Here is a 12739-nt window from a genome sequence, read left to right as displayed (position 1 = left end):
CTTTTTTTTACAGAAGGGATTATGCATGAGTTTAAATTTAGAAAATCATTTAAATCAAGGCCTCTATGGTACACCGCAAGTTAATCCTGATGAAAGACGCAAATACTTGGGAACTTTTCGTGAACGGGTTGATTTAACTGTTACTTTTGACCAAAGCCAAGCTGATAATTTACTCGATGCTTTGGCAGCTGAAATGGACTTGCACCCTGATTATTTATTGCTAATTAACGGTAAATTAGCCGATTCAATCAGTTCTAAGTTAATTCATTTGGCCACCAGCAAGCGAGTCGCTTTTAAATTAAACTCCGATTCCACACTTAAAAACGGTCCCCAGGATTTTGCCGTGGTTTTTTGTGCTAAAAAAGAAGCTTTGAACAAAACTGAAGTTGATTTTTTAACCTGCTACCCTGAAAAAAGCCCGCAAAAAAGCGTCAAAAAAGATTTTTGGCAACATTTTTTCAACTAATAAAAGCCTAGAAGCATAACTTCTGGGCTTTTATTTATTTTTCGTCATCAAACACAATTCCACTATCTTGGCGTAAAGCATAAAGGGTTTCATTAACCAGTCGACTGGTTTCCAACCATTTTTCTGCTACTTGCCTAGCTTTTTGATCTCTTGTTTCCAAAACTTTGCCAAAGGCTTGTGCTTCTTGCAACAACGGATTTTCCGCTGCTGATCTTTTAGCAATCACCATTTCAGCTTTAGGCCCCACTAATTTGACTTCATGCAAATCAGCCGCGTTATCCATTACAATGGTTTCCTGGCCGCCATAAATTTCACTAGGCAGATAAGAATTGGATGTTTTACCAATATGGATAGTGACATCAAAATCTGGATAGGTCAATAAAATGGTTCCCATCTTATCAACCCCGCTAGGGAGCATGCGGGCGTGGTAGCAAGCTTCTTTTGGCTTGCCAAACCAAGCAATTGCATCGTAAATCATATAAACGCCTAAATCCTGCAACGCTCCACCGGCAAATTTACTGGTAAAGATATTCGGTTTTTTCCCATCCAAATAGCTGTCATATTTGGATGAATATTTCATATAAGTCAAATTGGCACCTTGAATCTTCCCTAAAGAAGGTAAAGTTTCACTGACGGCCTTAAAAGCTTCCTCATGAAAATGGCGGGCTGCTTCAAAAATTAAATAATCTGGATGTTTTTGGTGCAGATCGTATAACAGCTGCCACTGGGTAGGATTAATCACAAAAGGTTTTTCAACGATGACATCCTTATCAGCCAAAATAGCTGCTTTAGCTTGAGCAAAATGTAAACTATTAGGCGAAGCAATATAAACAGCTGAAAAATCGCCTTCAGCAAAAAAACGCTCCAAGTCTGTGTAGATGTCTCCTGATACATTATTTTCTTTTAAAAACGCCTGACCTGTTTCTTCATGGCGTGAATAAACCGTCGTCAATTTAAAATAATCTGATTTTTGAGCTGCATCCACAAATAATTGCGCAATCCCGCCTGTACCGATAATACCTAATTTAATCATAAAAGTCCCTCCTTGGATACCTTATTTTAGCATTTTTAAAGCGTTTTCTAAAGCTTTTCCCAGCACAAAAAGACGGTTTACTTTGATGTAAACCGTCTTTTCTTATAAGCGTTCTAAAATTTTGACAGCAATATTTTGTGGACCAAAAACAACATTTTCATGCATTTCCAGCGGTGTGGTTGGATGAGCACTCAAAAAAATCAGCATTTTAGCTTCTTTAGGATTAAACGGCTGATAAATATTTGGGATAACTACATCTAAAGCGCCATCATGCAACTTCAAGGCCTGAGCTAACGCTTTTAACGGCTTGACGTAGCTGCTATCAAGTTCATCCAAGACTTCAAGACTACGGCAGCCAGTGCCAACTGTAGCATCATATCGCAATAAAACTTCTGTACCACGCGGAATAATCGTATCCATCCCCCAGCCTTGCACCGCAAGTGTAGCTTTTTCGCTGGCTCCTAAGGTTAAGTTTTTTAAAGTAATCAGCTGACTTAAAGTCTTGTGTCCATCTCCAACAACACTCTTAGGCAAGCGCTCAACCACACTTAAGAGCTCATCTTGGAAGAATAAAGCTCGATAAGTTGACCCTGGAATCACAGCTTCAATTAATGGCACTTGGCCTGCTTTAAGATAAGCCTGCACACAATTCCACAATGTTTCCTTAGCTGGCGGCAATCTAAATAGCATGGTCTTTTCATCGGAAAGGTTGCGCGCATTTTTAACAACCACGGCCAATCCTTCAAATTGAGGAAAATATTTTTCAAATTCAGCTTTGCTATGAATTTCAACATCCTCTAGTGTGGTAAAACCAGCGTTTTGGACCAAGGCTTTGGCCACTTGCTTATTTTGCCACAATTCAGTCATCAAAGCACTGTTTGAACTCGTTTGCAAGCCGTGTTTGACTAACTTGTTTTTGACCTGAATAATGCCTTCTTCATTTAAAATCAGCTGATAATCCTCACCTGCTAACAGCGCCTCTGCCAGCAAGCGGTAACTGTTAGTGTCTAAAGCCACTGTCTGTGGGTGTTGGCGGTCATTTTTACTTTGATTTAAAATGAACGTTTGAGCCGTATAATTACCTAAATTAAGTAAAAACTTCGCTGCGGGTGTATTTTCAGGCGACTTTAAGCGGTAAGCCAAACTATCCAACGTCTTTTGCGCATTGGCATAAGGAACTTGTGCTGCAAAATGAGCTAATTCGGCCAAAAAAAGCTGGGCTTGTTTTAAATTATCCTTGGCATAAGGACTTTCAAGCGCTGTTTGCTGAGCTAAAATCCGACCCTGGTCAATATCTTCTTGACTGACACTTTCCATCATCAAAAAATAACCGGCCATCAATTCCAGCGTCGTTAGCATCAAAAGATTAATGCCGCCTCTTTTGGTCAAATCATAATCAAGTGCTTCGATTTTTAAAGCCTGGATTCCTTTGGTTTTTAACTCATCTAACTGCAAGTAAGCCCCATAAGGCATTATTTTATCGGTGTTTTCACCGTCAGTTGTTTGCAGGTATTTATCTATCGACAGATAATTCAAGCTGGACGCCTGCTTTTCTTCAGCCAGGTCTAACGCATTGGACGCCGTACGTTTAGGCGCTGCTTTACCTTCAACTTCACCTTTAGCAAAATCATAAGGGCTTAATCCGAATATCTTTTCTAAAAACCAGCGATTAGCTACGAACCCCCGCAATACTTTGAGGTAAACCTGATTTCTGAATGTTAAATAACCCACCTGGGTTTGTTTAAATTCAGCCTCATACAGGGCTTGAAACAAACCTTCGGGCACTCTTAACAAGAAAGCCGGAACGCTTTTGGGACCTTTTTTAGCCAAGCGGTTGGACACTGTCCACAAAAAGGTATTTTGCGGAAGTTCTTTTTGAATAATATCTTCTTGTAAATTAATATCTTCAAGCGTTTTAGCAGCATTGAGCCACGATCTGGTAGTCAAAGTAAGGGTTGACTTATCAGTTACAAGACATGGTGTCTTTTTTTCAACCGGCAAAACAGCTAATTTTAAATTGGCTGTAACCACCTGCCTTGGACGTGAAACTTTCCAAGTAATATTATTAAGAGCTTCGATTAAATTTTCTCTTTGCATGACATTTCCGATTTCATCAAATTTCACGTTTATCACCCTTTGTACAAATTATCACCATTATTATACCAAAAGTCAGCCCATTAAACATTAATCTAATCACTTTAGTTTCAACCAAAAAAGCTGTAAAATAACAGCAAAGGAGGCAAAAAAATTGAAACCACTCGCATTCAGAATGCGTCCCCAAAATTTGGATGAAGTTGTCGGCCAGCAGCACTTGGTCGCCAAAGGTAAAATTATTCATCGCATGGTTGACGCCAAACTTTTATCATCAATGATTTTATATGGACCTCCGGGAACCGGCAAGACCAGTATCGCCAGTGCAATTGCCGGCTCAACTAAGTACGCTTTTCGTATTATCAATGCCGCTACTGATTCTAAAAAAGCTTTAGAAGATGTGGCCACAGAAGCCAAAATGAGTGGAACTGTTATTTTAATGCTAGATGAAATCCACCGCCTAACCAAACCTAAACAAGATTTTTTGTTACCCCTACTCGAATCGGGCAAAATTATTTTAATCGGCGCTACCACCGAAAATCCTTATATTTCAATCAATCCTGCCATCCGCAGCCGAACTCAAATTTTCGAAGTAAAACCCCTGACACCGGCTGATTTAAAGATTGCCCTGAACCGTGCTATTAAAGATTCCGACCGCGGGTTAGGTAAAAAAAATTTAAAGCTTGACCCTGACGCTTTAGAGCATCTTTGCCATGCTACCAACGGTGATTTAAGAAGTGCTTTAAACGGCTTGGAATTGGCTGCTTTATCGACTCCGCCAGATGACTTTGGAACCATTCATCTAACCCTGCCCATAATCGAAGAATGTCTGCAAAAAAAGACTTTAACTCAAGATAAAGACGGTGACGCCCATTATGATGTCATTTCCGCTTTTCAAAAATCTATTCGCGGCTCGGATGTCAATGCTGCCTTGCATTACATGGCGCGCCTCTTAGAAAGCGGCGATTTAATCAGTGTAATGCGGAGACTTTTAGTTATTGCTTACGAAGATATCGGCTTAGCTAACCCTCCCGCCTGCCAGCGAACCGTGGCTGCCGTCACCGCAGCTGAAAAATTAGGCTTACCCGAAGCTAGGATTCCCTTAGCAGATGCCGTGATTGAATTATGCTTATCGCCTAAATCTAATTCCGGTGTCTTGGCAATTGACAATGCTTTAGCTGATATTAAAAAGGGACTGGCGGGTGCTGTTCCGGACCATTTAAAAGACGCCCACTTTAAAGGGGCTAGCGCTTTAGGCCACGGTGTTAACTACCAATACCCACATGATTTTCCACATGATTGGGTAAAACAGCAATACTTGCCTGATGGGCTGCTTAATAAAAATTACTACCATCCAAAAGAAAACGGTTCCTTTGAACAAGCCTTAAAACAGCAATATTCAGCCTTGCAAAAAGCACGCTTTACTTCGCAGGATTTAAAAAAGCCAAACTAAAAATTTGAAATTATCGATTAGCTATGCTAAGATAATGGTGGAATTTCTGAGGTGTGCGCAAAGCTCCATAATGTAAGGTTGACCGAACAACTAACATGTTTGTCATCCGGATCTCAAGATAGCTGGCAGACCATTTCACGTGGTAACCACAAGTCTTGGTAGGGGTGCATTTTCCTGCATACACGCGGGTTCAACTACAGGAGTTGTTACGGCACTGCGGATTTTCAAGCGACCGAGTTTTTCTTGGCCGCTTTTTTATTTTTAGACAAAGGATTGATTCTATGCAGCAAGCTGCGACTGTTTTATTAGTTGTCCTAGGCTTAATTGTGGCCTTTTTAGGTTTTTATGTCTTTAGCCACCGCAACCGGCAAGTTATTATTTTCCACCCTGAAAAAGATCCCTCGCTGGCTAAAATTATGCAGGTTTTAGGCCTTATTTTGCTTTTTTGCGGCTGTTTGAGCATTATTTCAGCTTTTACAAATTTACTGCTATTTAAAATCGTCATGCTCATTTTAGATGCCGTCTTTGCCTCGAGCTTATCTTTAGTTATGCTGGCCTATTCCATGGGAAATTAACTTTTTTCAAATAAAGTGAGCGTTTTCACTTTATTTTTTGGCTTAAATAAAGTAAAATTAATATGAAAGTAAAGAAAGGGTGATTCAGATGTTACAAAATTATAAAAACATTCTCGTTCCTGTTGATGGTTCTCGTGAAGCTGAATTAGCTTTCAAAAAAGCTGTGGCCATAGCTAAACGTAATGACGCTGCCAAAATTCACTTGGTTCATGTTGTTGATACACGTGCTTTCCAAAATATTTCCAGTTTTGATACGGCCATGGTCGATCAAGTTACTGAAACAGCACAACAAACCATGGATGGATATATTGCCGATGCTAAAGCAGCCGGCGTAGAAAATATTACTGCTACGGTTGAATATGGTGCTCCTAAGGCTGTAATTGCCCGTGATATTCCTAAAGATGAAGACACTGATTTAATTGTTATCGGTGCTACCGGTTTGAATGCCGTTGAAAGATTGTTAATCGGTTCAGTAACCGAATATGTCACCCGGGTTGCTCCGTGTGATGTCTTAGTGGTTAGAACTAACCTTGAAAACAAAATTGACACTAAGAAAAAATAAATTAAAAAGGCTGGGATTAAAATTCCCGGCCTTTTTTAGTGCAGCAGCCATAAATTTAGATAAAACTTCCCTAACAGCTGCTCTTTTGGCGTGAGTTTAAGCCATTTTTTCACCTGACTGCCATGATCAGTAATCAGCCCGTCACAGCCTAAAAGGTAGGCATAAACAGTCTGAAAGCGGCTATTGACGGTCCAAGCATAAACTTCTTTGTGCTCTTGATGGGCTTTTTTAATAAAGGTTCGATTTAATAAAGTTATGTTAGCTGAATAAAAATCGGCCCTACATTTAGGCGGATAAAATACCGTAAATGGCATAACCCAACCAACTTTAAGGTGTGGAGCGCTTTTTTTAGTCTGCCGTACCGCTGTATAATCAATGGAATGCACCATCCCGCGGTTTTTTTGAACCTGGCTACCAAATTGCTTAAAAAAGCTGTCAACCATCGCTTGACTATTGCCATTGGTCTTAAATTCAGTCAGCAAAGGCTGTTTAATTTGCAAGGCCTTAGCTAAATAAATGCGATAAGTTTCTAAACTAAGTTTTCTGCGCGGATGAATCACCTGGCTTAAGGCAGCTTTTTCTAAAGACACATCCTGCCCTTTTAACTTGAAAAAATCATCATGGCTCACCACAAAATGCTGATCTTTAGTTTGACGAATATCTAATTCGCTATAACTTGGATGCAATTTTGCCGCCGTGGTGGTTAAACTAGTCGTATGATTTGGAAAATCATGGGCACTGTTTACCCCGCGGTGGGCAATCACCAGCATCTTATGCGGTTGTCCGTCCTGCAATTGCTGATAAAAAAAGCCTGTCCGCACCCCCAATGCCAGACTTAAGCACAGCAAAAGCCAGGGTTTGGGAATGGACTTTACCACCGCCGCATTTTTGGGCGGTGAAACTAGGCTAAAAATTAGCCAGCCATTAGCCCCTAAAAGATAAAGCCAAACAAGCGCTAAAAATAAAGCAGCTAAAATCTTACTAGCCACTAGCATTAAAACGGAACTTTCGGCTAAAATAAGCAGGAAGCCGCCTATTAAACTAATGAACAGCGCTCTTAAAAAAGGTCTTAACTTTTTTTGACGCTTTAAAAAAATTGCAGCTGCTAAGCTCCACAAAAGCCAGCTGCTAAAGATACCCAAGGCTATTTGATGCCGGTAAAGGAATAAAACATTTTGCTTTTGACTGCTTAAAGAAAGTTGAAACATGGCATGCAAAAATAACGGTCCTAAAAAAATGATCCTTAAAGGGCTCAAAAAAAACAAGCGCAGCCAGCCTTTGGCATTAAGCTGATGATTTAGCTGCAAAATAATGCCGTCAAAGGTAATTACCACTGCTAACAAAGCAAACAACGCGCCTTGGCTAGTCATCGTTATGATATCCGCACCTAAAAATAAAACGGCTAAAATTTTTAAATCCACCATTTTCGTTAATTGCGCCAATATTTTCACCCCATCTTAATTTATAAACAAAAAAAGGAACTGATAACCAGTTCCTTTTTATTATTTATTTTTTATCGTCGGCTGTCAACAAGCCTTCACCTAAATGTTCTGAACCTAATTCGACAAAATCATAGTGGAGTTTGCCATTTGCTTCAAATTCATCAAAGGCAAGTTGAATTAAGCGGTTAAGCAAGTCTTTATATTTAATACCCGATACAGCCCATAATTGTGGGTAAAGTGAGATATTAGTGAAGCCTGGCAAAGTATTAACTTCACCAAAGTATGGCACATCATTTTCGTCAACTAAGAAGTCCATGCGAGCCAAGCCGCGGTTATCTAAGACACGGAAAGCATCAAGGGACATTTGTTGAATTTCCTTGGTTAATTTTTCAGGCAATTCAACTGGGATTTCAAAGACCACACCAGAAGCATCAACAAATTTATTGTTGTAATCGTAGAAAGCATCTTCCTTAGGAACTTGAATAGCACCAAGCTTAGAAGCTTTGATATCACGGTTGCCTAAAACAGAACATTCAACTTCACGTGGGTTGGCAATCGTTTCTTCAACCAACACCTTGTAATCGTAATGGAAACCGTCTTGAATAGCTTTATCGAATTCTTCTTTATTTGAAACCTTGTGAATCCCAACAGAAGAACCTTGGCGTGCTGGCTTGATAAATAACGTTTCACCCAATTGAGCCGCACACTTTTCATAAGTGAATTCTGCTTGATTTTCCGGTGTAACCACAACATACTTGGTATTACGGATACCATGGTAAGTCAATAATTGTTTAGTCAAATCTTTATCAAAGGAAATCGCAGATGATGTAATACCGCTACCAATGTAAGGCTTATTGAGCAAGCGGAACAAACTTTGGACAGTACCATCTTCACCCATATTGCCGTGAATAACAGGGATGAACAAATCAATATCTTTAACTTCTGATAAACTTTGAATGTTAGCCAATGGATTGGAGAAATCAACATCTTTAGTTGCTTGAGCAACTACGCTATCTTCTGGTTCACCATTGAAAATCTTCATTGAAGCTTCATTACCAAGTAAAAAGCCTTGCTTAGTAAACATGAAAACAGAAACTTCATATTTATCTTTATCTAATGCATCGTAAACCGTGTGGGCAGAACGCTTGGAAACGTCGTGTTCTGATGAATTGCCCCCAAATAATAATGCAATGTGTAATTTTTCTGACATAATCTAATATCATCCTCTATAGATAAAATTTTCTTATACGGTTGTATTTATTATACAATAAGTTATAAATTAAATCACTAAAAATTTGCACATTTTTTTATTTAGCTGATAGTGCCTTAAATAAAGGCTTATAGCGCTTTATTTATTCACAATTTTATCAATAAATTCATCAAAGTTTATAACCTGTGCATCTTTTTTTGTTATCCTAGTAGTGTAGATTTATATTAATAATTTATAGGGGGGATTAATATGACTGCTAACAAACTCTGCGGCATTATCTATATGTCGCCTTTACAAATTAATTTAAAAATTATTGATTTAGACGATAATACAGTACTAGAAGAAGCCAGCTCTGCTTTGCTGGTACATAATAACCAGCAAAATCTCGTTTATGAACACGAACTTGCCAAAATAACAACTTCCTTGAAGGGATTTTTAGCCTTACTCAAAGCATATGGGGTTGACGACTACCATTTTTATGCCAATCAACAGCTGATACCAGCCCATATAGCGCATTATTTAAGCGACCAAATATATGTCAGAACCAAGCTTAAGACGACTTGGCTCAATACCAGCCAGCTTAATTACTATAAAACCATTGCCGTCATGTCAAATCCGGGTTTCAAAAAATTACCTAACAAAACGACTTACCTGATGAATATCGGCGCGGCTACCGTCACCTTATCCAAATTCAAAAAAAATGATTTTCAAACAGCTTAGAATATCAGCTTAGGATACCAAGAATTAGACGAAATCACCAGTGATTTGCGTAACATGGCCGCTAATCCTAATGAAGTGGTTAAAGATTATATCAATAGTAAGTTTGAATACTTGCGCCCTGAATTTAATCAAAATAAAGATGAAGTCAATATTTTACTACAAGATCCTTTTTTATTCAATAACTTGTTGCAAAATAAAGGCTCTGATACTTTTGAAAATTTGGATACAGCCGGTTTTAATGCTTTTAGTGCCGATTATTTGAATGCTCCTGATCAATTTATCAGCCAACACTTAAACATTGATACTCGTTTAGTTAAACGCGTGGTACCAGATATTTTGATGATCCAAAAACTGCTTAAATTTTCTAAAGCCAAACATTTAACGGTTACCACAGCCGATGTTATCGAAGGCTTAAGTACTTTTCATAGCTATCTAGCTAAAAATGAGACCCAAAAATTAAATAGTGTGATTTTAACGTCAGCTGAAAATATGGCCAACCGCTATGTCACGGACGCCAATCATCGCCATACGACCGTCACTTTTGCCCTGCACCTCTTTGATCAGCTCAAAAAGCTGCACCGCTTAGACGACCGTTGTCGCCTGCTTTTGCAAATTGCTGCAACTGTCGATGATATCGGCGCTTTTATTAACGCCCATGGCCACTACCGCCATTCCGCTTATATTTTAAAAGCTAACCCGCTTATCGGCTTATCAGATGAAGAAAATTCCATCATCGCTGCCATTTCCCGCTATCATTCAAGTGAAACACCGGAAGACTTTATCCAAGAATCGCAGCTTCCTTACACTTACCAGCTGATAGTCGCTAAATTATCAGCTATGCTGAGGCTGGCCGATGCCTTAGATGATTCCCGCAAACAAAAAATTAAAAAAATCTCGGTTTCTTTAAAATCAAATTACTTATTGATTACAGCTTTATCCTCACATAACCTGGCTTTAGAAAAATGGGCTTTTCAGCAAAAAGCTGCCCTTTTTGAAGAAGTCTTCGGAATTAAAGTTATTTTGAAACAAAGAAAGGCTGATAAATAATGGTTAAAAAATATGATAAAGACACTTATTTTAAAAATCGCGAATTAAGCTGGATTGACTTTAACGGTCGGGTCTTGGAAGAAGCCCGTGATGCCAATAATCCCTTGCTAGAACGCGTTAATTTTTTAGGCATCACTCAAAGTAATGTGGACGAATTTTTCATGGTCAGAGTAGCTTCACTAAGTAAAATGGTAGCCGTTAAAATCACCAGTACTGATGCTTCTGGGATGACACCTAAAGCTCAATTGGAAGATATCAATAAACAAGAGCACGATATGGTCGCCAAACGTTATTCGACTTATAACCGCTCGCTTTTGCCCTTATTAAATAAAGAAGAAATCCGCCTGCTTGATTTTGCAGCTTTATCGGAAGAACAAATTGATTTTTGCCAAAATTACTTTGAAAATGAATTATCCCCGTTTTTAACCCCGATGGCAGTCGATTCTTCCCGGCCTTTTCCTTTTATCAGCAATAACTCCCTTAATTTAGCTGTTAGACTGCAAGATTCCCTGGCTAAAAAAAATACCAACCTCTATGCGATTGTCCGTCTGCCGGAAAACTTCTCCCGTTTAGTGAAGCTGCCTGGGGGGGACAATGATTTTATCTTGTTAGAGGAAATCATTAAAGCCTACCTGAGCCAGCTTTTTGACGGTTACCAAGTCAACGAAGCTGCCTGCTTTAGAGTTATCCGCGATATGGATCTTGATGTGGCTGAAAAAGACAGTTCTGATTTACTAAAAGCCGTTCAAAATCAGCTCAAAGCAAGAGAACATGGCGGGGTAGTGCGCTTAGAAGTCGAAAATAGTATGTCGGCTGATTTGCAAAAACGTCTCCTCAAAAAATTGGCAGTAAACCAACATGCCCTTTATCAAATTAATGGTCCGATTGATTTAGCCTTCCTCAAGAAATGGCCGCACTTGATTACAGGTCATGATGATTTGCGCTATCCGCCTTTTTTGGGCTTTTTGGATCCAGCTTTATCAATGGATAACAATATTTTCCAAAGTATCCAGCAAAAAGACTTTTTATTACAGCATCCCTATGATTCTTTTGATGCTGTCACTAATTTTATCCACCAAGCAGCCATCGATCCACAAGTGTTAGCTATTAAAATGACCCTTTACCGCGTATCAGGCAATTCGCCTATCATTAATATCTCGGACAAGCTGCCCAAAGCGGCAAGCAAGTAACCGTCTTAGTTGAAGTCAAAGCCCGTTTTGATGAAGAAAATAATGTTCATTGGGCCCAAACGCTCGAACAAATGGGTTGCCACGTAATTTATGGCCTTGTCGGCTTAAAAACGCACTCTAAAATCGCCCTGGTCATTAGACGCGATGAAGACGGTATCAGACGGTACCTTCACCTAGGAACCGGCAATTACAATGATGTTACCGCCCATTTTTATACCGATATGGGTCTTTTGACATGTGACCGCGATATGGGCATTGATGCATCTAATCTTTTTAATATGCTGTCTGGTTTTTCTAGACCGCCGTACTTCCACAAACTGCATAATTCGCCCAACAATATTCGTCAATTTATTTATGCCAAAATTGATAATGAAATTGAAGCAGCCAAAAAAAATCTGCCTGCCGTCATCAAAATGAAGATGAACTCCTTGTCTGATCCTAAAATTATTGAAAAACTCTACGAAGCTTCGGCTAAGGGTGTTAAAATTCAACTAATTATCCGCGGTATCTGCTGTTTGAAAACCGAAATTCCAGGTGTCTCTGAAAACATTGAAGTTCATTCCATCGTTGGCCGTTTTCTCGAGCACAGCCGGATCTATTACTTCTACAACAACGGCAGCCAAGACATTTATTTATCCTCGGCTGATATGATGACGCGCAACTTAAACCGGCGTGTAGAATTATTATTCCCAATTTTGCAAACAGACCTTAAGAAGCGAGCTTTGGCTATTTTTGATGAAATGTGGGCTGACAATGTCAAAACCAGAGTATTGCATCAAGATACCTTTAAACGAATTAACCGCCGTAACCTGGCCGCTAATAATGCTCAGGCATTTTTTGTCAAAGAATCTGAACAAAAAAACGCCAGCAAGACCAAAAAAAGCCCCAGCAAAAGCCTTTTAAGCCTTTGACGAAGCATGACAATACCTTTTTAGAAAGTGAGGATTAAG

General features: G+C 39.3%; 10 protein-coding genes and 1 pseudogene. 7 read left to right on the top strand and 4 right to left on the bottom strand.

The genetic code is table 11. From position 1 onward, the window contains the following. The first annotated feature begins 25 nt into the window (after positions 1-25). Positions 26-466: a YueI family protein gene (locus BMX26_RS03685; protein WP_075530107.1), complete on the top strand. Its 441-nt coding sequence runs from the start codon at positions 26-28 to the stop codon at positions 464-466. Positions 467-500: 34 nt separating this feature from the next. Here BMX26_RS03685 and BMX26_RS03680 read toward each other — a convergent pair whose 3' ends face one another. Then, positions 501-1499, bottom strand: a complete 999-nt coding sequence (locus BMX26_RS03680; RefSeq protein WP_075530106.1) for a Gfo/Idh/MocA family protein — start codon at positions 1497-1499, stop codon at positions 501-503. Positions 1500-1601: 102 nt separating this feature from the next. Then, a complete protein-coding gene (locus tag BMX26_RS03675) occupies positions 1602-3623 on the bottom strand; it encodes a bifunctional glutamate--cysteine ligase/glutathione synthetase (RefSeq protein WP_225355197.1) in 2022 nt (673 codons plus the stop codon). A 124-nt stretch (positions 3624-3747) separates the two neighbouring features. Between BMX26_RS03675 and BMX26_RS03670 the strand changes: the two genes are divergently transcribed. From BMX26_RS03670 to BMX26_RS03660, 3 genes are all read left to right on the top strand, one after another. Beyond that, positions 3748-5043 (top strand): replication-associated recombination protein A, encoded by a 1296-nt coding sequence (locus BMX26_RS03670; RefSeq protein ID WP_075530105.1) that lies wholly within the window; start codon positions 3748-3750, stop codon positions 5041-5043. 281 nt (positions 5044-5324) lie between these two features. Then, positions 5325-5618: a hypothetical protein gene (locus BMX26_RS03665; RefSeq protein ID WP_075530104.1), complete on the top strand. Its 294-nt coding sequence runs from the start codon at positions 5325-5327 to the stop codon at positions 5616-5618. 88 nt (positions 5619-5706) lie between these two features. Continuing rightward, complete coding sequence (locus BMX26_RS03660; RefSeq protein WP_075530103.1) at positions 5707-6180, top strand: universal stress protein; 474 nt, start codon at positions 5707-5709, stop codon at positions 6178-6180. A gap of 35 nt (positions 6181-6215) precedes the next feature. Here the strand turns inward: BMX26_RS03660 and BMX26_RS03655 are convergent, their stop codons facing one another. Both BMX26_RS03655 and BMX26_RS03650 read right to left on the bottom strand, forming a co-directional pair. Beyond that, complete coding sequence (locus BMX26_RS03655) at positions 6216-7622, bottom strand: glycerophosphodiester phosphodiesterase family protein (protein WP_075530102.1); 1407 nt, start codon at positions 7620-7622, stop codon at positions 6216-6218. 64 nt (positions 7623-7686) lie between these two features. Further along, positions 7687-8832, bottom strand: a complete 1146-nt coding sequence (locus BMX26_RS03650) for a D-alanine--D-alanine ligase family protein (RefSeq protein ID WP_075530101.1) — start codon at positions 8830-8832, stop codon at positions 7687-7689. A gap of 249 nt (positions 8833-9081) precedes the next feature. On the opposite strand from BMX26_RS03650, the gene BMX26_RS09735 reads away from it, so the two are divergent. The 3 genes and pseudogenes from BMX26_RS09735 to BMX26_RS03640 all read left to right on the top strand — a co-directional run bounded on the left by BMX26_RS09735 (position 9082) and on the right by BMX26_RS03640 (position 12738). Continuing rightward, positions 9082-9552, top strand: a complete 471-nt coding sequence (locus BMX26_RS09735) for a hypothetical protein (protein WP_225355196.1) — start codon at positions 9082-9084, stop codon at positions 9550-9552. Between the two features lie 54 nt (positions 9553-9606). Continuing rightward, positions 9607-10599, top strand: a complete 993-nt coding sequence (locus tag BMX26_RS03645; RefSeq protein ID WP_225355195.1) for a hypothetical protein — start codon at positions 9607-9609, stop codon at positions 10597-10599. After that, a pseudogene (locus BMX26_RS03640) lies at positions 10599-12738 on the top strand (RNA degradosome polyphosphate kinase). Before BMX26_RS03645 ends, BMX26_RS03640 begins: the two are co-directional and overlap by 1 nt. Position 12739: the final 1 nt, after the last annotated feature.

Source organism: Ligilactobacillus sp. WC1T17 (assembly GCA_900110005.1).
Lineage (GTDB): Bacteria > Bacillota > Bacilli > Lactobacillales > Lactobacillaceae > Ligilactobacillus > Ligilactobacillus ruminis_A.
The sequence above is the reverse complement of the archived record's forward strand: the minus strand, read 5'-3'. Positions and strand labels throughout refer to the sequence as shown.

What these genes read in the sequence shown, in the direction of transcription:
- BMX26_RS03685 (WP_075530107.1), top strand. Translation starts at nt 26, where the DNA reads ATGAGTTTAAATTTAGAAAATCATTTAAATCAAGGCCTCTATGGTACA.
- BMX26_RS03680 (WP_075530106.1), bottom strand. Translation starts at nt 1,499, where the DNA reads ATGATTAAATTAGGTATTATCGGTACAGGCGGGATTGCGCAATTATTT.
- BMX26_RS03665 (WP_075530104.1), top strand. Translation starts at nt 5,325, where the DNA reads ATGCAGCAAGCTGCGACTGTTTTATTAGTTGTCCTAGGCTTAATTGTG.
- BMX26_RS03660 (WP_075530103.1), top strand. Translation starts at nt 5,707, where the DNA reads ATGTTACAAAATTATAAAAACATTCTCGTTCCTGTTGATGGTTCTCGT.
- BMX26_RS03650 (WP_075530101.1), bottom strand. Translation starts at nt 8,832, where the DNA reads ATGTCAGAAAAATTACACATTGCATTATTATTTGGGGGCAATTCATCA.
- BMX26_RS09735 (WP_225355196.1), top strand. Translation starts at nt 9,082, where the DNA reads ATGACTGCTAACAAACTCTGCGGCATTATCTATATGTCGCCTTTACAA.
- BMX26_RS03645 (WP_225355195.1), top strand. Translation starts at nt 9,607, where the DNA reads ATGGCCGCTAATCCTAATGAAGTGGTTAAAGATTATATCAATAGTAAG.